The following is a 20,559-nucleotide window of genomic DNA, read 5'->3' as shown; positions in this document are numbered from 1 at the left end:
AGCCTGATGCCGGACGCCAGAAGCAACTATACCAGACCCTCTCCGGACGCGCTGCTCGAGCATGCGGAACGGGAAGAGCGCGGCCGCCTGCGGATATTTCTGGGTGCTGCACCCGGTGTCGGCAAGACCTACGAAATGCTGATGGCCGGCCGCGCCATGCTTGCCGACGGCATCGACGTGGTCATCGGCATCGTCGAAACCCACGGCCGCAAGGAAACCCTGGCGCTGGTCCAAGGCTACGAGGTCATCCCGCGCCAGAAGGTCGACTACAGAGGCCGCGTGCTGGACGAGATGGACATCGATGCCATTCTCGCCCGCCGGCCGGCGCTGGTGCTCGTCGACGAACTCGCCCACACCAATGCGCCAGGCAGCCGCCACCCCAAGCGCTATCTCGACGTCCAGGAAATCCTGACGCGCGGCATCGATGTCTACACCACGCTCAACATCCAGCATGTCGAGAGCCTGAATGACGTGGTGGCGCAGATCACCCGGGTCAGGGTGCGCGAAACGGTCCCGGACTCCATCATCGACCAGGCCGATGACATCGAGATCATCGACCTCACGCCCGACGACCTGATCAAGCGGCTGAAAGAGGGCAAGGTCTATTTCCCCAACACTGCCCAGCGCGCAGTCGAAAACTATTTCTCGCCGGGCAATCTGACCGCGCTTCGGGAATTGGCGCTGCGCCGCACCGCCCAGCGCGTCGACGAGCAGTTGCTCAAACACATGCAGTCGCACGCGATTCCCGGCCCTTGGGCGGCGGGCGAAAGGGTGCTCGTCTGCGTCGATGCGCGTCCGGGCGGAGCGTCTCGTGTCCGCTATGCGCGCCGGCTGGCCGACCGGCTGCGCGCACCGTGGACGGCGCTGCATGTCGACACGCCGCGTTCGGCCGCCATGTCGGAGGAAGACAAGGACCGGCTGGCCACACTGTTGCGCCTGGCCGAGCAGCTCGGCGCCGAGGTGACGACCATTCCGGGCCAGAACGTCGCCCAGGACATCGTCCGCCACGCCATGGCCAACAACTTCACCCATATCGTCGTCGGCAGGCCGACCCGCTCGCGCTGGCGCGAACTGATCGAGGGTTCGCTCACCTACGATCTGATCCGCAATGCCGGCGATATCAGCGTCCATGTCATTTCAGGAACGGAGCGCGACAACGAGGCCACGTCGAGGGTCAAGGCGGCGGCCGAGCAGACGCCATTTCAAATCTGGCCTTATCTTTTCTCGACCGTCTATGTCGCCGGCGCGCTTGCCGTCAGCGCCGTCCTCGATCAGTTCCTCGACGTTCGCAACCTTGCCAGCGTGCTGCTGCTGGCGGTGCTGACATCGGCAGTGACCTTTGGCCTGTGGCCGGCGCTGTACGCCTGTTTCCTCAGCGCCATTGCCTTCAACTTCTTCTTTCTCGAGCCGCGCTACACGATGACGATCCGCGATCCGGAGAGCATCGTTGCCTTCGCCGTCTTCCTCGTCGTTGCCGTCATCGCCAGCAATCTGACGGCGCGTGTGCAGCGTCAGGCAGCCGCCGCCCGTTCACGCGCCCGGGCCACCGAGGACATCTACCTCTTTTCAAAGAAGCTCGCCGGCGCCGGCACGCTCGACGACGTTTTGTGGGCCACAGCCTTCCAGATCGCCTCGATGCTGAAGCTGCGCGTGGTGCTGCTTTTGCCGGAAGAAGGCACGATCACCGTCAAGGCCGGTTATCCCCCCGATGACACGCTGGCCGAGGCCGACATCGCGGCTGCACGCTGGGCTTGGGAACACAACCGGGCTGCCGGCCGTGGCGCCGATACCCTGCCCGGGGCAAAACGCCTCTACCTCCCCTTGCGCACCGCACGCACGGCCGTCGGCGTCGTCGGCCTCGACAATGACAAGCAAGGCCCGCTGCTGACGCCCGAGCAACAGCGCCTGCTCGACGCGCTGGCCGACCAGGCGGCGGTTGCCATCGAGCGCATCCAGCTGGTCGCCGATGTCGACCGCGCCAGGCTGGCGGCCGAGGCCGACCGCTTGCGCTCGGCACTGCTGACGTCGATCTCGCATGATCTGAAGACGCCGCTGGCGGCCATCATGGGCGCGGCCGGCACGCTCAGGGAATTTGCGCCGGCACTGCCCGAGAACGATCGGGCCGAGCTGCTGACCACCGTGCTCGACGAGTCCGAACGGCTGAACCGCTTCATCGCCAATCTGCTCGACATGACCAAGATTGAATCGGGCGCCATGGAACCGAATTTCGCCCTGCACTATGTCGGCGATGTCGTCGGCTCGGCCTTGCAACGGGCGCGCAAGATCACTGCCGGACACAAGACCGAGGTTGATATTCCGGCCGACCTGCCGATGCTGAAGCTCGATCCCGTGCTGTTCGAACAAATGTTGTTCAATCTGTTCGACAATGCCGCGAAATACGCGCCACCGGGATCGACAATCCGGCTGCAGGGCTGGGCCGACAATGGCTCCGTCGTGCTGCAGATCATGGATGAGGGACCGGGCATTCCGCCCGCCGACCTGGAGCGCGTCTTCGACAGCTTTTACCGGGTGCGCAAGCGCGATCAGGTCCAGGCCGGCACCGGGCTCGGCCTGTCGATCTGCCGGGGCTTCATCGAGGCGATGGGCGGCACGATCATGGCGGCGAACCGCAGCGATCGCCAAGGCGCGGTCTTCACCATCCGCATGCCGAAGCCGGCACGATCGCCCGGCCTGGACGAACGGAACGCGGACGGGCAAAGCTCTGGTGATCCGGCATGACAAATTCCAACGTCAGCATACTGGTCGTCGACGACGAGCCGCCGATCCGCAAACTGCTGCGCGTCGGCCTCGGCAGCCAGGGCTATGCGGTCAGCGAAGCGCCCAACGCCAAGGCTGCGATCGAACTCGTCGATGCACAAAAGCCGGATCTGATCCTGCTCGACCTCGGCCTGCCCGGCATGGGTGGCCTCGATCTCCTGCGCAAATGGCGCGACGACGGCCTCGACGTGCCCGTGGTCATCCTGTCCAGCCGCACCGACGAAGCCGGCATCGTCGCGGCGCTCGAACTCGGCGCTGACGACTACATCACCAAGCCGTTCGGCATGAACGAGCTGGTCGCCCGCATCCGCGTCGCGCTGCGCCACAAATTCCAGCAGCAGGGCGAAAAGCCGGTGTTCCACACCGGCGATCTCAGCGTCGACCTGGTCAAGCGCATCGTCAAGGTCGAAGGCAAGGAGATAAAGCTCTCCCCCAAGGAATACGACATATTGCGTATTATGGTGCAGCATGCCGGCAAGGTGCTGACCCACCATTTCCTTCTGAAGCAGGTGTGGGGCGATTCGACCGACGTGCAGTATCTCAGGGTTTATGTCCGCCAGCTCCGGCAGAAGATCGAAAAGTCGCCCGACCAGCCGCGCTACATCACCACCGAAACCGGGGTGGGGTACCGGCTGCGCGAGGTTGAGTGACCGGACGTTTTCCGCTCAGTTCGCCGAGAGTTCCGCGGTCCGTGCCAGTGCGCCGCCGAAGCCGTTGAGCGGGATAGTGAAACTCACCGCTTGACCGGTGTCGGCCGCGAAGGCGTCGATCTTCAGCGTGGTGGCTGCCTTGAGCAGCGGCGTGACGCTGGCATCGAACGCCACCGGCATCAGGCAGCCGACGGCCTGGCAGGTGTTGAACGGCAAGCTGCCTTCCAGCTTCTGGTCGTCGATGGTCAGGCTGACTCCTTTGGCGAGCGCCAGGCCGAACGGCAGCGCCAGCGTTCCGGCGGCATCCTCGCCGCTCTTGCTCGACAGCTCGATCGCCAGCAGGCGCTGGTTGGACTGCTTGTTGAACTGCTGATGCGACAGGCTGCAAACCTTGGCCGTGCCGGTTACCTGGCAATTGACCGTCCAGTCGCCATGTGTCTCGGACAGCGCCGAGGCGCCGCCAGGCAATGTCGGGCCGGCAGCAGGGGCGGGCGCTGCGGCGGCAGGCGCCGCCTTGTCGGTCTTGGTTTGCGCCGCGACTGCCACCGGGCCAAGAATACAGATGCTGCCCAGTAGCGCCGCGAAATATACTTGCCTGCTTTTCATCAATATGCTCCCGATTGTGCCTCGAGTCAGCAGCGATTGAGCCCGAGATCCGCGCCCGATAGAGCGGTCAATCGATCTTTTCTGTCAAGTGCGGCCAGGCCGCTTCCTCAGGGATTTCGCCAACCCGTGGCAGATCGGCCCATGGCAGACCCGCCCATGGCAGATCGAGACGAACGCCCTATATAGAGAGGAGGTTATATCTGTACGGGAACGAACTGATGTCGACGCTTCGCCTATCGACAGTTCTCATGTCGGCAATGCTGGCGGTGGCAACGCTCGCCGGAATCATGCAATCTGCTGCGGCTCAGTCCGTCAATCCCAGCGCCAACCGGCTGATCCAGCAGAACCAGCTGCAGCAATTGCGCAACAGCCTGCAGCGGCAGCAGTTCCAGCAACAGCAGCAGCAATATCGCGAGCAGGACCGTCGGATCGTGCCGCAGCCGCGCCCCGAAGTGCCCGTCGTCCGGCAAGCTTGTCCGATTCAGATCGTCAACAACCAGATTGTGCGTGTTTGCCGTTGATATCGGTCGCCTGCGATTTACTTAGTCGACTTATTTACTAAAGATGCTCATTGCCTCGCGGGCATATCAGGGGTTTGCAGGCGGCGTGCGGCTGTGCGCCCGCCCACCGGATTTCAGCACATGGCGACGACTAAGAAAAAGGCGGTACGCAAGGCAAGGCGAGGCGAACGCATTCGCCAAGTCGCCGCCATACCCTTTCGCCTGGACGTTTCAGGCAACTTCGAAGTGATGCTGGTGACGTCGCGAGCGACGAAGCGGTTCATCGTGCCCAAGGGCTGGCCGATGAAAGGCAAGAGCGGGCGCAAGGCCGCCACCATCGAGGCGCGCGAAGAAGCCGGCGTGCTCGGCAAGACCCGCAAGGCGCCTGCCGGCAGCTATTCCTACTGGAAACGGCTGGAGCACAATTTTGTGCGCGTCGACGTCGTCGTGTATCTGTTGGAGGTTTCCGAGGAACTGGCCAACTGGCAGGAGGCCAAGAGCCGCCAGCGGGCCTGGCTCAAGCCGCAGGACGCGGCGTTGCTCATCGATGAGCCGGATCTCTCGACGCTGATGGCCAACCTGGCGCCGCCTCAGCCTGCGGTGCCAGACCCGACCTGACCAACCTCACTTGCCCTCGTCCCCTTCAGCGGGACCCTGGTCCCCTGGAAATGGCCGCAGCGGCGTGCCCGTATAGGCCCACAGCCATTCGCGCGGCAGCGGCCCTTTGTTGCGCTCGCTTTGCTGCGACTGTTCCCATGCATGCGCCAGGATGCCGACCGAGCGCGAGAGCACGAACAGGCCGCGCGTCAACGGCGGCGGAAAGCCGAGCTCGCCATAGATGACGGCGGTGGCGCCGTCGATGTTGAGCGGTATTTTCTTCCCCTTGCGGCGCGCGACCTCCGCCTCGACGGCCTCGGCGATGTCGGCAAAGCGTCCGCTGACGACGCCGCGCGCGGCAAATTCGCGCGTCACTGCGATCAGGCGCGGCGCGCGCGGATCGACCGGGTGGAAGCGATGGCCGAAGCCCGGCACATAGCCTTTTTCCTCGGCGAAGAAACGGTCGAGCCGTGCGGCTACGGCTTGGTCCAGCGCAACACCCTGGTCAAGTGCCACGGCAATGTCGCCATAGAAGGACAGCGCCTGTTCGCCGGCGCCGCCATGCACGTCGCCCAGCACGTTGACGGCGGACGCCATGGCGCTGTTGATGCCGACTCCGCAGGTGATGGCCATGCGGGCAATGGCGATCGACGGCGCCTGCGGCCCGTGGTCGACGGCCGCCCCCAGCGCAATGCCGAGCAGCGCCGCCTGCTCCTCGCTCGGCAATTCGCCGCGCAGCATCAGCCAGATCGTGGCCGGAAAGCTGACGCGGCCGATCAGTTCCTGGATTTCATAGCCGCGCAGCCGGATGATGCCGGGGCTCATCTCGATGATGCCGGTCTGCCACCATTCCTCGCCGCGTTCGCGGCCGGTTTTTCTCTCGCTCACGCGCTTCTCCTGGCGCGCGGCGGCAGGGTGGAAAAAACCTCGTCCATATGCTCGCCCAGCACAGGCGGCGGCAGGACCGGCAAGGGTGCCGCGCCATCGACCATGAAGCCGCCGCGCACCACAGTCAGCGGCTGCTCCATGCCGGGCAGGCCCTGGAAACGCGTGGTCATGTCGCGCTCGACCACCTGGCGCTCGCCAAGCACTTGGGGGATCGTCAGCACCCGGCCCGCCGGCACGCCGGCGCGGTTGAACTTTTCTTCCCAGGCAGCCGCCGAGGCGCTCGCAAGCGCTGTCTCGATCAGCCCTTTCAAGGAGGCACGGTTCTGCTTGCGCGTCTCGCGCTCGGCAAAGCGCGGATCGTCGGCCAGTTCCGGCTGGCCGATCAGCCGGCAAAGCGTGACGAACTGCTCCTGCTTGTTGGCGGCGATGTTGAGCAGGCCGTCGCCGGTGCGAAACGCGCCGGAGGGCGCAGCCGTCATGTTCTCATTGCCCATCGGCTGCGGCTCGACACCGGCGGTCAGATAGTTGGACACCGGCCAGCCCAGCGCCGACAGCGTGCATTCGAGCATCGAGACATCGAGAAACGCGCCCTCGCCCGAGGTCTTCTGCTTGACCAGCGCCGCGGCGATGGCGAAGGCCCCGACCAGCCCGCCCAGCGTGTCGGCGACGGGATAGCCGACCCGCAAGGGTGCGGTCTCCGGCGTGCCGGTGATGCTCATGATGCCGGACAGCCCCTGGATGATCTGGTCGTAGGCCGGATTGTCGCGCATCGGCCCGGTCTGGCCGAACCCCGATATGGCGCAATAGACGAGACCCGGACGAACCGCTTTCAGCGCCTCATAGCCAAGCCCCAGCCGCCCCATCACGCCCGGTCGAAAGTTCTCGACCAGCGCATCGGCGGAGGCGACGAGATCGAGGAAGCGTTCGCGGTCGGCTTCGCTTTTGAGATCCAGCACCACCGATCGCTTGCCGGCATTCTGCGCCAGGAACGACGCGCCCATCCCCGCCTCGTTGAGCGCCGGCGAGGCGCCGAGCTGGCGCGCCAGATCGCCGCCTTGCGGCGTCTCGACCTTGATGACATCGGCGCCGAGCAGCGCCAGCTGGTAGGCACAATAAGGGCCCGCCAGCACATTGGTCAGGTCGAGAATGCGGATGCCGGCAAGCAGATCGGTCATGATGCTCCAGGTCGCTCAGGCATCGCCCGGCACATGCTCGGGTCCGCGCCGGCGCCGATGCTCGATGAAGGCCCAGATATGCGGACCGGCGAGCCCGATGAAGGCAAGGATCAGCAGCACCAGCGACAGCTTGTGGGTGTAGAACACCGACCAGTCGCCGTTCGAGATCGTCATCGCCCGGCGGAACTGCGTTTCGGCAAGCGGCCCCAGGATCATGCCGATGATGACCGGCGCGGTCGGGAAATCGAAGCGCCGCATCAGGAAGCCGGCGGCCCCCAGGAGATAGAGGATGACGAGGTCGATCGGCGATTGCGAGATGCCGTAGGTGCCGACGGTGGCGAACACCAGGATGCCGGCATAGAGCTGCGGCGCCGGGATTTTCAACAGCCGTACCCACAGCCCGATCAGCGGCAGGTTGAGGACGACCAGGATGACGTTGGCGATGAACAGGCTGGCGATCAGGCCCCAGACCAGATCGGCCTGCGTCGTCAACAGCAGCGGTCCCGGATTGATGCCGTAGCTCTGGAAGGCCGACAGCATGATTGCGGCGGTCGCCGAGGTCGGCAGGCCAAGGGTGAGCATCGGCACCAGCACGCCGGCGGCAGACGCATTGTTGGCGGCTTCCGGTCCGGCAACGCCCTCGATGGCGCCGACCGTGCCGAACTCCTCCTTGTGCTTCGACAGCTTCTTTTCGATGGCATAGGACAGGAAGGTCGGGATCTCGGCGCCGCCGGCAGGCATGGCGCCGATCGGGAAGCCGATGAAAGCGCCGCGCAGCCATGGCTTCCACGATCGTCCCCATTCGGCCGCTGTCATGTAGAGCGATCCCTTGAGCGGCACGATCTCGTCCTTGCCGGCATAGCGGCGCGAGGCCATGTAGAGCGTCTCGCCGACGGCAAACAGGCCGACCGCGGCAATGATGACATCGACGCCATCGAGCAGTTCGTTCATGCCGAAGGTGAAGCGCGGCTGTCCCGTCTGCAGGTCGACGCCGATCATGCCGATGACGAAGCCGATGAACAGGCTGGTGAGGCCGCGCACGGAGGACGAGCCGAGCACCGCCGAAACCGTGATGAAGGCGAGCACCATCAGCGAGAAATATTCGGCCGGCCCGAAGGCCAGCGCGAACTTCACCACCACCGGCGCCAGGAAGGCGACGCCCATCGTGCCGATGGTGCCGGCGACGAAGGAGCCGATCGCCGAGGTCGCCAGTGCCGCGCCGCCGCGACCCGAGCGGGCCATCCTGTTGCCTTCCAGCGCGGTGACGATGGTGGCGCTTTCGCCCGGCGTGTTGAGCAGGATCGAGGTCGTCGAGCCGCCATACATGGCGCCGTAATAGATGCCGGCGAACAGGATGAAGGAAGCCTCCGGCGCCACCTGGTAGGTGATCGGCAGCAGCAGCGCGATGGTCAGCGCCGGCCCGAGACCGGGCAGCACGCCGATGGCGGTGCCGAGCGTGGTGCCGACCAGGCACCACAGCAGGTTCATCGGCGAGAAAGCGACGGAAAATCCGTGGGCGAGATGGCCGAGCGTCTCCATGGCGTCAGCCCCTCACAGTGGCGATGATCGCGTCGATCACCGTGTTCAGCTGGTTTTCGATGAAGCCGGCGCCAATGTTGACGCCGAGCGCCCTGGCAAAGCCGAAATAGGCGGCAAGCGCCAGGATCAGGCCGGTCAGCGCATCGCGCAGCGTGTGCTTGCTGCCGAAGCCATAACAGACGAGCACGAACATGATGACCGAGGCGGCGGTGAAGCCGAGCGGCTGGATCAGCACCAGATTGGCGACCAGGCCGGCAACGACGATGCCCATGGCCTTCCAGTCGGTCGGCGTTTCCTTTTCCTCCTGCGGCTGCCAGCCGCCGCGCAACGCGGCGACGATGAGCAGCAGCGAAAGCACGATCATGCCTGTCATGGTGATGTAGGGGAAGACGGTCGGCCCGACCTTGGAATAGAGCGGCGAAACCGGGATCGCCAGGGTCTGCCACGCCACGGCCGCGGCACAGGCGAGAAGCCCGATGCCGATCAACAATTCGGGCATGGTAAGGCGCGGGGGCGCCGGCTGCTGGTCGCTGGTGCTCATCGATGTCCTCCCGAGATGGCCGGCATCCTCCCGCCGGCCGCATCCGCAGTTTCACTCCCAGCGCATGATATGTCCATGCCGCAGGCTAATGTCGGAAGGGGCGGCCGTGGCCGCCCCTGAAGACATCAGGCGAGGCCGAGATCCTTGAGGATCGCGGTGATGCGGGCGGTGTCGTCGACGAGGAATTTCGCATAATCGTCGCCGGTCAGAAGGATGGGGGTCCAGTTGCGGTTCTTGCATTCGGCTGCCCAGGCATCGCTCTTGGCCATGGTCTCGATCATCGTGACCATCGCCGCCTTGTCGGCGTCGGAGACGCCTGGCGGTGCGAATACGCCGCGCCAGTTGAACAGTTCGACGTCGATGCCGGCTTCCTTCATCGTCGGTGCGTCGATGCCGTCCTGGCGCTTGTCGGCGGAGATCGCCAACAGCCGAAGCGCGCCCGCCTTGACCTGCTCGGAGAACTCGCCGAAGCCGGAAATGCCGGCCGCCACCTGGTTGCCGAGCAGCGCCGACAGGGCCTCGCCGCCGCCGGCGAAAGGCACATAGGAGAGGTTGGTTGCCGGAACGCCGACCGTCTTGGCGATCAGCCCGAACAGGATGTGGTCGGAGCCACCGGCCGAGCCGCCGGCCACCGGAACCTTGGTCGGATCCGCTTTGAGCGCGGCGACGAAATCGCCGGCCGTCTTGAACGGCGAATCCGCCGGCACCACCAGCGCCTCGAACTCGCCGGTGAGGCGAGCGATTGGCGTCACTTCGGAGAGGTTGTTGGCCGATTTGTTGGCGATGATGGCGCCGACCATGACCATGCCGGCCACCATCAGCGAATTGCCCTTGCCCTTCCACTGGCTGATGAACTGCGGCAGGCCGACAGTACCGCCGGCGCCGCCGACATTGGTGATCTGCGAGCCGGAGATCAGTTTTTCACTGCGCAGCACCTGGTCGATGGTGCGCCCCGTCTGGTCCCAGCCGCCGCCGGGCGCGGCCGGCACGAAGATCTGGATCTGCGGTGCATCCTGACCGAGGGCGGGCGTCAAATGCGTTGCAACGAATCCGGCAGCGCCTGCGGCCGCGGTGCTCATCAAAAATCTGCGTCTGTTCAGCATGGGATTCCTCCAAATCACGACACCTCCTCCGGTGCCTGCCAGAAACGTAGCCTGAAAACAGACCCGCTCGGCAAAAATTCATGCCGAATTCGGTACGTTCTGTCAACAGGAACGCTGTTCTACTAGACAGAACCATGGATGTGCGGCACAATCGCTTCGGCCGGCCTTTGTCCGAGCAGGTAAACTGGAATGAAACTGTTCGTGAGATGACCGAAGCGCGATCCCAGCCGTTGCCGGCCGATGGTGTTGCCGCGCTCGACCGCGCGATCGCCATTCTCGACGCGTTCGCGACCGCCGACCGCTCGCTCAGCCTGGCCGAGATCGCGGCGCGCACCGGGCTCTACAAAAGCACCATTTTGAGGCTGGCGAACTCATTGCTGCGCGGGCAGTTGCTGGAGCGGCTCGACGATGGCCGCTACCGCATCGGACCCGCCACCTTTCGGCTTGGCGCGCTTTACCAGCGCTCGGTCGTGGCGGTCGACATCCTGCTGCCGATCATGCGTGATCTTGCCGAACGCAGTTGGGAAAGCGTGGCGTTCTATGTCCGCTCGGGCGACGCCCGCACCTGTCTCTACCGCGTCGAATCCAAGCATCCTATCCGCTACACGATCCGGGAAGGCGACCTGCTGCCGTTGCTCACCGGCTCGGGCGGCCGCGTGCTGGCAGCGTTTTCAGGCCAGCCGGGCGAACCATACGAGACCATCCGCAAGGCCTGCCACTATCTGTCGATCGGCGACCGCGACCCTGAGACGGCGGGCGTCTCGGTGCCGGTGTTCGGACCGGGCCGCGTTCTGCTCGGCGCCTTGACGCTCGCCGGCCCGTCGACACGCGTCGATACGGCGTTCCTGCGCCGCATGACACCGGACCTGCTGGAGGCCGCCGCTCGCGCCACCCGCGCCTTCGGCGAGGATGCCTCGACGCTGGAGCAGGCAGCGCGCCTAGCCGGCGCTGAAACCGTGATCGGCCTCAGTTCGCCTTGACCAGCACCACGCGGCGGTTCTTGGCGCGGCCGGTTTCGTCATCATTGCTGGCGACAGGCGCCATCATGCCGGCGCCGGCGGCGGTCAGCCGGCCGCCATCGATGCCGTATTTCGAGACCAGCGCCGCCTTCACCGACTGCGCCCGCCGCGACGACAGATCGATATTGTAGTCGAACGCGCCCTGGTTGTCGGTATGACCGACGACGATCACCGCCATGCCGGGCTCGTTGGTCAGAAGCGTCGAGATCTCCTTCAGCGTCGGTTCCGATTCCGGCTTGATGTCGGCCTTGTCGGTGTCGAAGAAGATGCCGTAGAGCGAGATGGAGCCGGTGGCCGACAGCGAATCCGCCATCTTGGCCGCTTCGACCACCACCATCTTCTTGTCGCGCGCCTTGGGCTCCAGCACCTGAACGACGGCGATGGTGCGGCCGTTGAGTTCCTTGCAGTAGAGGTCGTCGATCAGCGAATAGGCCTGAACCGTGACATAGGCGTCGCCGCCGTCCTGCGGCAGCTTGGCGGCGAAGAAGCGCTGGTCGTTGATACCGGTGGTTACCGCACAGGCGCCATTGGAAAAGGCCGCGTCCTTGACGTCGCTTTCATGGAGGAAATACATCATCAGACTCATGTCGCCGCCGCCACCGCTCGACGACCGGTCGGCGGCGCCGCCGCACTCTTCCTTCTTGCATTCGAACAGGACTTCCCCGCCGGCGGCCGCGATCACATCCTGATAGTTGCGCAGCACTTCGAGCGGGGAGCGCTCGGCCGGCAGCACATAGGCGATGCGGGTCAGCGCGCCTTCGACCTCGGCCTTCTTGTCCGGCGCGAACACACGGTTGTTCATCGTGTCACGGGCATCCGGATCGGCGCTCGGCTTCAGCGGCGACAGCGGCACTGTAAAATCGGTATAGGCGAATTTTTCGTAGGAGACGATGAACGACCCCTCATAGCGCTTGGCCAGATGATTGTCGGCACCGCCCTCGATGTCGGCGGTCGGCACCGTCGCATCGGCGCCCGCCAGTTGCACGGCCGCCAGGAGCAGCAGCCCCGCCCAGAAAAGCTTCAGAAATATCGCATTGATCGCACGCATGGTCGGCTCCCCCAAAGGGCAATTCCAGGAAAAGTGTGAGCGGTTTTCCCACAGGAATTGCTAGCTAGATTAGAATAGCCAATCCTAGCAGCGCGAGGCAATTGCGTCGATGAAGCGCTTCACACCCGCCGTTCGAGCAGGATCGTCAGCCCGTCGTGATAGGTCGTTTCCAGGACCTTGGTGTAGCCGCACTTTGCCGCAACGTTCAACGAGCCGGTGTTTTCCGGATCGATGATGCAGACGGTTCTCGCGCCGGCAAAGGTTTCGTCGCCCCAGGCCAGGGCCCTTCTGACGACTTCGCTGGCAAGACCCTTGCCATGTGCTTGCGGCGCCAGCGCCCAGCCGGCTTCCGGAATGCCCTCGAGCGACGGCTCGATGTCGCGCTTCAGATCGTGGAATCCGGCCTCGCCGATGAAGCGACCGCTGGCCTTGTCCTCGACCGCCCAGAAGCCGTAGCCGAGCAGCGACCACAGGCCGGCATGCCGCAGGAACCGCATCCAGCTTTCCTCCCGCGTCCGCGGCTTGCCGCCGATGAAACGGGTGGTGACGGGGTCGGCCCACATGACAGCATAGTCGTCGAAATCTTCGATCCGGTGCGCCCGCATGATGGTCCGTTCCGTTTCGAGAACCGGGACGCCAGCTGTTTTTGGACTGCCCATGAAACTCTGCCTCCGTTGACGGTCAGCGCTTAGCAAACCAGCGCGCCCGGACAAGGGCCAAGCCGGATCATCATTCAGCCAGGGAAGCTTCCGAACTGGCGCGACCGGGCGGTCCAAGCGAACAGCGTCGGCTTACTTTCGGCCGTGCCAGACCATCTTCATGTGGAGCCCACCGCGTTGCAATTCGTCCAGCATCTGGTCGAGCCGCTTCTGCCTGGTGTCGCTGCGTTTGGCGCGGGCGATCCAGCCAAGATAATCGTTCTGCTGGTAGTCCGGCCGCGCCTCGTAGGCCGCTGTCAGTCCTTTTTCGGTCAGGGCGATGCGGATGTCGTCCGGCATTGGGTTCAGGGCGCGCTTCAGTCCGGTCATTTCAGAAAGCCCCAGCTGTCAGGATGGCTACGCCGATGGTCCAACCCAGGTCCGCCTCTGGGAATTCTGCCGAACGATGCTACCTTTCGCAACCGGTCCGGCAAGGGCCGGTCTCGATACCGCCAATGGGAGGAGAACGCCATGGACACCACCGATCTCGTGCTTGCCATTTTCCATCATCTGCTGGTGTTCTCGCTGGCCGGCATCATCGGCGCCGAATTTGTCCTGATCCGCGGCGACCTCTCCGCCGCAACGCTCAAGCGGCTTGCCGGCATCGACCGCCACTACGGCATCCTCGCGACGTCGATCATCATCGTCGGCATCGGCCGCGTCATCTACGGCCTGAAGGGCTGGGAGTTCTATGTCTACAACTGGGTGTTCTGGGCCAAGATGGCGGCATTCGCCGTCGTTGGCCTGCTGTCGATCGTGCCCACCATGCGCTTCCTGTCCTGGAACCGGCAGGCCAGCGCTAGTCCCGGCTTCCAGGTGCCGGCGGCGGAACTCGCGTCGGTGAAGACCTATGTGCGCGCCGAAGCCTTCATCTTCCTGCTGATCCCGATCTTCGCGGCGGCGATGGCGCGCGGCTACGGTTATTGAAGCAACGCCAACACCAAACCCATCTCCGCCGGGCATACTCCGCACTGATCGCCATGGTTGCGCACGGCTGTATTTTGCAGTTTGCGTCAGGCGACAATCTGTTAGCTTGCCTTTGTTGCACCGTCGCTGCCTGACCTGCACAGCGATCGGAGATTGATATCCTGGGAGGAGAATTACGATGAGGAAAATTGTAGCCGCCCTGGCCGCCGCCGCGGCCGTCTCGCTTTATTCGTTCGCCGCCAGCGCACAGACCTATCCCGAGCGCACCATCACCGTCGTCGTGCCGTTTGCGGCCGGCGGTCCGACCGACACGGTTACGCGGCTCGTCGCCGAAGCCATGTCGAAGGATCTCGGCCAGCAGATCATCGTCGAGAATGTCGGCGGCGCCGGCGGCACGCTGGGCGCCGGCCGCGTCGCCAACGCCGACCCGGATGGCTACACGCTGCTCCTCCATCACATCGGCATGGCGACCAGCGCCACCCTCTACAGAAAACTCGCCTACGACACGCTCAACGCCTTCGAGTATGTCGGCCTCGTCACCGAGGTGCCGATGGCGATCGTCGCCCGCAAGGACCTGGAGCCGGCCGACCTGAAAGGGCTGGTCGAATACGCCAAGACCAACAAGGACACCATCACTGTAGCCAATGCCGGCATCGGCGCCGCCTCGCATCTGTGCGGCATGCTATTCATGAGCGCCATCGGCACGCCGCTGGTCACCGTACCCTACAAGGGCACCGGCCCGGCCATGACCGACCTTCTCGGCGGTCAGGTCGACATTATGTGCGACCAGACCACCAACACCACCAAGCAGATCCAGGGCGGCACGATCAAGGCCTATGCCGTCACCACGCCGGAACGCCTCGACGTGCTAAAGGACGTGCCGACGACCATCGAAGCCGGCCTGCCCGCGGTGCAGGTCAGCATCTGGCACGCCCTCTATGCGCCGAAGGGCACGCCGGCCGAGATCACCGGCCGACTGTCGAAATCGCTCCAGGTCGCGCTGAAGGACCCCAACGTCATCGCCCGCTTTGCCGAACTCGGCACCAAGCCGTCGTCCGAGTCCGACGCGACGCCGGCAGCGCTGAAGGCCAAGCTGGAAGGCGAGATCACGCGCTGGAAGCCGATCATCGAAGCCGCCGGCCAATACGCCGACTGAGGCTTGAACGGGGCGCTGCCGGCGCCCGTTTTCGCTTTGACATCCGTTTCACATTTGCAACGGCAGCCCGTCGCAAGGTCAGGGGAGGACCGCCATGAAACCTTTCGCCATCGACAGGACAAACGGCCTGTGCGCCGCGCTGTTCATCTTTTTCGGCGCCTTTTTCGCGATACAATCGCTCGGCCTCGAAATCGGCACCGCCTTCCGCATGGGACCGGGCTATTTCCCGCTGGTGCTGGCGATCGTGCTGATCGTGCTTGGCGCCATCATCCTCGTCCAGGCGGTGCGCGTCGAGGGCGAACCCATCGGCCCGATCGCCTGGCGCGGCATGCTGTTCATCCTGCCGGCGCCGATCTTCTTCGGCCTGACGGTGCGCGGCCTCGGCTTCGTCCCGTCGATCTTCCTGGCGGCGCTGATCGCCTCTTTTGCCAGCGCCCGCATGAAGCCGCTGACGGCACTTCTGCTGTCGGCCGGCCTGACGCTGTTTTCGGTGCTGGTCTTCAGCTACGCGCTCGGGCTGCCATTCCAGCGCTTCGGCCCCTGGTTGCCCCAATGGTTGGCATTGTGAGGCGCTGAGATGGACCTCCTCAGGAACCTCGAACTCGGCTTCTCGACGGCCACCACGCCGGCAAATCTCGGTTTCTGCCTGATCGGCGTCCTGCTCGGCACGCTGATCGGCGTCCTGCCCGGCATCGGCGCCACCGCAACCATCGCCATGCTGTTGCCGATCACCTTCCAGATCGGCGACCCGGTGTCGTCCCTCATCATGCTGGCCGGCATCTACTACGGCGCCCAGTATGGCGGTTCGACCACCGCCATTCTCATCAACATGCCCGGCGAATCCTCCTCGGCCGTGACCGCCATCGACGGCTACCAGATGGCCAGGAACGGTCGCGCCGGGGCGGCTCTGGCGATCGCCGCGATCGGCTCGTTCTTCGCCGGCACGGTGTCGACCTTTCTCGTCGCCGTCTTTGCCCCGCCGCTGACGGCAATAGCCCTGCAATTCGGCGCGGCCGAATATTTTTCGCTGATGATCGTCGGCCTCGTCTCGTCCATCGCGCTCGCCCATGGCTCGATCGTCAAGGCGCTGGCGATGGTCGTGCTCGGCCTGCTGCTCGGCATTGTCGGCACGGACATCTACACCGGCACGCCGCGCTTCACGCTCGGCATCCGCGAATATGCCGACGGGCTGAACTTCGTCGCGGTGGCGGTCGGCGTCTTCGGCGTTGCCGAGATCCTGCGCAATCTCGAAAACGAGCACGAGCGCTCGGTGATGATCAAAAAGGTCTCCGGCCTGATGCCGACCCGCGACGACTTCAAGGCGATGGCAGCGCCCATCGTGCGCGGCACGATCATCGGTTCGGCGCTCGGCATCCTGCCCGGCGGCGGCGCGGTGCTTGCGGCCTTTGCCTCCTACACGGTCGAAAAGCGCGTGTCGAAACACCCGGAGGAGTTCGGCAAGGGCGCCATCGCCGGCGTCGCCGGCCCGGAATCGGCCAACAATGCCGGCGCCCAGACCTCCTTCATTCCGATGCTGACGCTCGGCATTCCGGCCAACCCGGTCATGGCGCTGATGATCGGCGCCATGATCATCCAGGGCATCGTGCCCGGCCCCAATGTCGCGATCGAGCAGCCGGCGCTGTTCTGGGGCATCATCGCCTCGATGTGGATCGGCAATCTGATGCTGATCGTGCTGAACCTGCCGCTGATCGGGCTGTGGGTGAAGCTGCTGACGATCCCCTATTATGTGCTCTTCCCGATCATCATGGCGTTCTGCTCGATCGGCGTTTACAGCGTCAACACCAACGCCTTCGATCTCCATGCCGTCGCCTTCTTCGGCCTGCTCGGCTACATCCTGACCAAGCTGCGCTGCGAACCGGCCCCCTTGCTGCTCGGCTTCGTTCTGGGACCGCTGCTCGAGGAAAACCTGCGCCGCGCCATGATCCTGTCGCGCGGCGACCCCTCGACCTTCGTGACGCGGCCGATCAGCGCCGGCCTGCTGCTCGTCGCACTGGCCGTGCTCGTCGTCGTCTTCCTGCCGTCGGTCAAGAAGAAGCGCGAAGAGGTATTCGTGGAGGAAAGCTAGTTGTCGGGACTCCGGGCGCCACGATTTCCACCAGCGGCGCCGGCACATCGGTCGTCTTCACCTCGGCCTTGCAGAGATCGGCGATGACGCAGGCCGGGCAATCAGGCTTGCGCGCCTTGCAGACATAGCGGCCATGCAGGATCAGCCAATGATGCGCATGGCGCATATACTCGTCCGGGATGATCCTCAGCAGCCCTTGCTCGACCTGTTCGGGCGTCTTGCCCGGCGCCAGGCCGAGGCGGTTGCCGATGCGGAAAATATGCGTATCGACCGCCATCGTGTGCTGGCCGAATGCCATGTTGAGCACAACATTGGCGGTCTTGCGCCCGACCCCCGGCAGCTTGACCAACTCATCGCGCTCGCTGGGCACCTCGCCGCCGTAATCGCGTATCAGCGCCTCCGAGAGCGCCACGACATTCTTGGCCTTGTTGCGCCAGAGCCCGATGGTGCGGATGTACTCGCCGACCCTGGCTCCGCCCAGCGCCAGCATCTTTTCAGGTGTGTCGGCGACCTTGAACAACGCCCGCGTCGCCTTGTTGACGCCGGCATCGGTCGCCTGCGCCGACAGCACCACCGCCACCAGCAGCGTAAAGGCATTGACATGCTCGAGCTCGCCCTTCGGCTCGGGCCGCTGCACCGAAAACCGCCGGAAGATCTCATGCACCTCGGCTGCGCTGTAGAGCGAACGGGCCGGCCGCGGTCGCGGCTTGGCATTCGAGCCGTCGCGCCGCCCGGGCGGCAGTTCACTTTTGGATAGGGAAAGATTTTTGGACTTGGGGCTGGCCATTCCCTTCCTATAATATCCCGGCATGAGCGACACAAACGCCTCGTTTCAGGCCGACGAGCCATTCTTCCAGGCGCTGCTGACACCGCACCGCTCGCTGGGCCGCACCGGCTTTGCCGTGCTGATGGGCGCGCTGCTGTTCGGCTGGGTGGTGACCGGGGCGTTTTTCCTGTCGCGCGGCGCCTGGCCGGTGTTCGGCTTCTTCGGCCTCGACGTCATCGCCGTCTACGTCGCCTTCCGCGCCAACTATCGCGCCGCCCGTGCCCGCGAGGAAGTGTCGGTGTCGCGCACCAGCCTCGACATCCGCAAGACGGCGCCCTCGGGCCGGTCGGAAGCGCATAGCTTCAACCCGTTCTGGGCGCGCTTTTCCGTCGCTCGCCATGCCGAGATCGGCATCACCAAAATGGTGGTGGAAGCACAAGGACAGAATGTGCCGATCGGGTCATTCCTGGACCCAGACTCCCGCGAGAGTTTTGCCACTGCATTTTCACGTGCGCTGACAAAAGCCAGGACGCGTTAGAGCCGGCGCGTCAGAACCGGTAGCGTAAAATCCTGCCGACCTTGCGCAATGCGGGAATGTGTCTCCAGAGCCCGATGAACAGTTTTGCGGACCAGCTCATATGCGCTGTGCGTTCCGCGCTGTAGGCCGAGATATCGTCGACAAAGCGCAGCTTCGGAACGGCACGCTCCAGTACCTGCGGGTCGTCGATCGCCCAGTGAACCTCGGCGCCCGTCGCCCTGATGGTCGGATTGAGGCGCAGCATCTTCAGGCCGAAGTGGCTGTAGGCGTCGAACATCAGCTCGCCGCCGGCAAGATGCGCGACAAGGCGTGACAGCAGCCGTGGCCCCTCCTCTACCGGGAGATAAGGCGTCAACCCCTCCATCACCACGACGGCCGGACGATTGCGCGGCACTTCTGCCAGCCAGTCTGGGTCGGTTACCGAAGAGCCGACGAGGTGGTAATGGTCCCGGGACGGGTAAAGCTTGCGCCGGAGCGCGATGACATCCGGAAAATCGACATCGAACCACTCCACGCCTTCGGGTGGATCGACACGGAAAATGCGCGTATCGAGCCCGCAGCCGAGATGCAGCACGATGGCGCCGGGATTTCTGGCGATGAAGTCCTGAACGCGGACATCATACGTCCTGGCCCGGATCGCCAGGCCGATGCCGAGATTGGTGTCGACCTTGAGGCGCGAGAAATCATAGTCGATCTTGCGCACGGCCTCGTCGGCGAAGCGATCCCCGAGCAGCGAATGCGGCAGCCGGCTTTCCAGTGCCTTGCCATAAAGCGTCATCAGCAAGGTCTCCCTTGCTCCGCTCAGATTCACCCTTTCGCCGGCCATTGGCATCTCCCGGGGCGCAATCCAGTATTTATCTGGGAACAGGCGGCAACAAGGCAAGTTTCGGGTGGTTGCAAGGGGCGGAAAGACCGATATTCGCGGTCAAGGAGATATTGCCATGAACGCCCAGATGACCATGAATACGCAGATGAAACCGACAGCGATCCTGCAGCACGACATCACCCCCGAGGGCAGCGACTACGAGGTCGTGCGCCGCGCCATCGAGAAGATCAGCCTCGACTATCGCGACCAGCCCTCGCTGGAAGCCCTGGCAGCCGATGTCGGCGAGACACCCACGGGCCTGCAAAAGCTGTTCACCCGCTGGGCCGGCCTGTCGCCAAAAGCCTTCCTGCAGGCGGTCACCCTCGACCATGCCCGCAAACTGCTCGATTCCGGCATGCCGCTCCTCGAAACATCGTTCGAACTCGGCATGTCCGGCCCCGGCCGGCTGCACGATTTGTTCGTCACCCACGAGGCGATGTCGCCGGGCGACTACAAGACGCGCGGCGCGGGCCTGACCATCCGCTACGGCTACCACATCTCGCCCTTCGGCATCGCCCTGATCATGGTCACCGACCGTGGCCTTGCGGGGCTCGCCTTCAACGATCCGGGCGGCGAGCGGGCGGCTTTCGCCGACATGTCGGGCCGCTGGCCGAACGCCACCTATGTCGAGGACATGAGCGCCACCCAGCCCTATGCGGCGCGCATTTTCGATCCGACGCTGTGGCGCGCCGACCAGCCGCTGCGCGTGGTGATGATCGGCTCCGACTTCCAGCTGCGCGTCTGGGACGCGCTGCTCAGGATCCCGATGGGCAAGGCCTGCACTTATTCCTCGATCGCCTCCAGGATCGGCGCGCCAAACGCCAGCCGGGCGGTGGGGGCGGCGGTCGGCGCCAACCCATTGTCATTCGTCGTCCCTTGCCATCGGGCGCTGGGCAAGTCCGGCGCACTCACCGGCTACCACTGGGGCCTGACCCGCAAACGCGCCATCCTCGGTTGGGAAGCGGGCCAGACCGCGTCCTGAAGCTGCCCGCATCAAACAACACCGGCGAAATCCCTTCGCCGGTGTTGTTCTTTTTGCGAGCTCCCGGCGCAAAACATCCGCACGCTCTGGCAAGCCG

22 protein-coding genes are annotated in these 20,559 nt (G+C 64.6%); 11 read left to right on the top strand and 11 right to left on the bottom strand.

What is annotated here, in order from left to right; genetic code table 11:
* The first annotated feature begins 6 nt into the window (after positions 1-6).
* Positions 7-2,739 (top strand): DUF4118 domain-containing protein, encoded by a 2,733-nt coding sequence (locus tag NKJ80_RS22030; protein ID WP_352498309.1) that lies wholly within the window; start codon positions 7-9, stop codon positions 2,737-2,739.
* The gene (locus tag NKJ80_RS22025) at positions 2,736-3,428 is read left to right on the top strand and encodes a response regulator transcription factor (protein ID WP_023691942.1); all 693 of its coding nucleotides are present in this window, start codon (positions 2,736-2,738) and stop codon (positions 3,426-3,428) included. The genes NKJ80_RS22030 and NKJ80_RS22025 overlap by 4 nt, the downstream gene beginning before the upstream one ends.
* 15 nt (positions 3,429-3,443) lie before the next feature.
* On the opposite strand, the gene NKJ80_RS22020 is transcribed toward NKJ80_RS22025, so the two are convergent.
* Positions 3,444-4,034 carry an invasion associated locus B family protein gene (locus NKJ80_RS22020; protein ID WP_352498308.1) on the bottom strand — a complete coding sequence of 197 codons (591 nt, stop codon included), beginning with the start codon at positions 4,032-4,034 and terminating at the stop codon, positions 3,444-3,446.
* Positions 4,035-4,252: 218 nt separating this feature from the next.
* Here NKJ80_RS22020 and NKJ80_RS22015 point away from each other — a divergent pair, with 218 nt between their 5' ends.
* Together NKJ80_RS22015 and NKJ80_RS22010 are read left to right on the top strand one after the other, a co-directional pair.
* Positions 4,253-4,555: a hypothetical protein gene (locus NKJ80_RS22015; protein WP_023704190.1), complete on the top strand. Its 303-nt coding sequence runs from the start codon at positions 4,253-4,255 to the stop codon at positions 4,553-4,555.
* 120 nt (positions 4,556-4,675) lie between these two features.
* Positions 4,676-5,152: an NUDIX hydrolase gene (locus tag NKJ80_RS22010; protein WP_023699129.1), complete on the top strand. Its 477-nt coding sequence runs from the start codon at positions 4,676-4,678 to the stop codon at positions 5,150-5,152.
* Between the two features lie 6 nt (positions 5,153-5,158).
* Here NKJ80_RS22010 and NKJ80_RS22005 read toward each other — a convergent pair whose 3' ends face one another.
* The 5 genes from NKJ80_RS22005 to NKJ80_RS21985 form a co-directional block, all read right to left on the bottom strand.
* On the bottom strand, positions 5,159-6,019 hold the full coding sequence (locus NKJ80_RS22005; RefSeq protein WP_032905047.1) for a citryl-CoA lyase: 861 nt from the start codon (positions 6,017-6,019) through the stop codon (positions 5,159-5,161).
* Complete coding sequence (locus NKJ80_RS22000) at positions 6,016-7,194, bottom strand: CaiB/BaiF CoA transferase family protein (protein ID WP_031201319.1); 1,179 nt, start codon at positions 7,192-7,194, stop codon at positions 6,016-6,018. The genes NKJ80_RS22005 and NKJ80_RS22000 overlap by 4 nt, the downstream gene beginning before the upstream one ends.
* Before the next feature lie 15 nt (positions 7,195-7,209).
* Positions 7,210-8,733 (bottom strand): tripartite tricarboxylate transporter permease, encoded by a 1,524-nt coding sequence (locus NKJ80_RS21995; RefSeq protein WP_023686551.1) that lies wholly within the window; start codon positions 8,731-8,733, stop codon positions 7,210-7,212.
* A 4-nt stretch (positions 8,734-8,737) separates the two neighbouring features.
* Positions 8,738-9,274, bottom strand: coding sequence for a tripartite tricarboxylate transporter TctB family protein (locus NKJ80_RS21990; protein ID WP_352498307.1), 537 nt, complete (start codon positions 9,272-9,274; stop codon positions 8,738-8,740).
* A 125-nt stretch (positions 9,275-9,399) separates the two neighbouring features.
* Positions 9,400-10,377 (bottom strand): Bug family tripartite tricarboxylate transporter substrate binding protein, encoded by a 978-nt coding sequence (locus NKJ80_RS21985; protein ID WP_023726470.1) that lies wholly within the window; start codon positions 10,375-10,377, stop codon positions 9,400-9,402.
* A 206-nt stretch (positions 10,378-10,583) separates the two neighbouring features.
* On the opposite strand from NKJ80_RS21985, the gene NKJ80_RS21980 reads away from it, so the two are divergent.
* The gene (locus tag NKJ80_RS21980) at positions 10,584-11,357 is read left to right on the top strand and encodes an IclR family transcriptional regulator (protein WP_023740846.1); all 774 of its coding nucleotides are present in this window, start codon (positions 10,584-10,586) and stop codon (positions 11,355-11,357) included.
* Here NKJ80_RS21980 and NKJ80_RS21975 read toward each other — a convergent pair.
* From NKJ80_RS21975 to NKJ80_RS21965, 3 genes are all read right to left on the bottom strand, one after another.
* A complete protein-coding gene (locus tag NKJ80_RS21975) occupies positions 11,344-12,444 on the bottom strand; it encodes an OmpA family protein (RefSeq protein WP_352498306.1) in 1,101 nt (366 codons plus the stop codon). The two genes, NKJ80_RS21980 and NKJ80_RS21975, sit on opposite strands and share 14 nt — an antisense overlap.
* 119 nt (positions 12,445-12,563) lie before the next feature.
* Positions 12,564-13,103, bottom strand: coding sequence for a GNAT family N-acetyltransferase (locus NKJ80_RS21970; RefSeq protein ID WP_023686555.1), 540 nt, complete (start codon positions 13,101-13,103; stop codon positions 12,564-12,566).
* A 132-nt stretch (positions 13,104-13,235) separates the two neighbouring features.
* Entirely contained in the window at positions 13,236-13,472 is a 237-nt protein-coding gene (locus NKJ80_RS21965; RefSeq protein ID WP_352498305.1) for a YdeI/OmpD-associated family protein, read from the bottom strand.
* Positions 13,473-13,613: 141 nt separating this feature from the next.
* Between NKJ80_RS21965 and NKJ80_RS21960 the strand changes: the two genes are divergently transcribed.
* The 4 genes from NKJ80_RS21960 (at position 13,614) to NKJ80_RS21945 (ending at position 17,311) form a co-directional block, all read left to right on the top strand.
* Positions 13,614-14,069: a DUF2214 family protein gene (locus tag NKJ80_RS21960; protein ID WP_352498304.1), complete on the top strand. Its 456-nt coding sequence runs from the start codon at positions 13,614-13,616 to the stop codon at positions 14,067-14,069.
* A 178-nt stretch (positions 14,070-14,247) separates the two neighbouring features.
* Positions 14,248-15,225 (top strand): tripartite tricarboxylate transporter substrate-binding protein, encoded by a 978-nt coding sequence (locus tag NKJ80_RS21955; RefSeq protein ID WP_352498303.1) that lies wholly within the window; start codon positions 14,248-14,250, stop codon positions 15,223-15,225.
* A gap of 94 nt (positions 15,226-15,319) precedes the next feature.
* Positions 15,320-15,793: a tripartite tricarboxylate transporter TctB family protein gene (locus NKJ80_RS21950; protein WP_023751403.1), complete on the top strand. Its 474-nt coding sequence runs from the start codon at positions 15,320-15,322 to the stop codon at positions 15,791-15,793.
* 9 nt (positions 15,794-15,802) lie between these two features.
* A complete protein-coding gene (locus NKJ80_RS21945) occupies positions 15,803-17,311 on the top strand; it encodes a tripartite tricarboxylate transporter permease (RefSeq protein ID WP_352498302.1) in 1,509 nt (502 codons plus the stop codon).
* Here the strand turns inward: NKJ80_RS21945 and nth are convergent.
* Entirely contained in the window at positions 17,271-18,098 is an 828-nt protein-coding gene (gene nth / locus NKJ80_RS21940) for an endonuclease III (protein WP_352498301.1), read from the bottom strand. The two genes, NKJ80_RS21945 and nth, sit on opposite strands and share 41 nt — an antisense overlap.
* Positions 18,099-18,120: 22 nt before the next feature.
* On the opposite strand from nth, the gene NKJ80_RS21935 reads away from it, so the two are divergent.
* Complete coding sequence (locus NKJ80_RS21935; RefSeq protein ID WP_352498300.1) at positions 18,121-18,615, top strand: DUF2244 domain-containing protein; 495 nt, start codon at positions 18,121-18,123, stop codon at positions 18,613-18,615.
* A gap of 10 nt (positions 18,616-18,625) precedes the next feature.
* Here the strand turns inward: NKJ80_RS21935 and NKJ80_RS21930 are convergent, their stop codons facing one another.
* Positions 18,626-19,441, bottom strand: a complete 816-nt coding sequence (locus NKJ80_RS21930; protein ID WP_352498299.1) for a class I SAM-dependent methyltransferase — start codon at positions 19,439-19,441, stop codon at positions 18,626-18,628.
* A 115-nt stretch (positions 19,442-19,556) separates the two neighbouring features.
* Between NKJ80_RS21930 and NKJ80_RS21925 the strand changes: the two genes are divergently transcribed.
* Positions 19,557-20,462: a methylated-DNA--[protein]-cysteine S-methyltransferase gene (locus NKJ80_RS21925; protein WP_023669734.1), complete on the top strand. Its 906-nt coding sequence runs from the start codon at positions 19,557-19,559 to the stop codon at positions 20,460-20,462.
* Positions 20,463-20,559: the final 97 nt, after the last annotated feature.

It is taken from the genome of Mesorhizobium sp. M0030, from assembly GCF_040323695.1.
In the GTDB taxonomy this organism is placed as follows: domain Bacteria; phylum Pseudomonadota; class Alphaproteobacteria; order Rhizobiales; family Rhizobiaceae; genus Mesorhizobium.
This window is presented reverse-complemented; position numbering and strand designations above follow the sequence as displayed.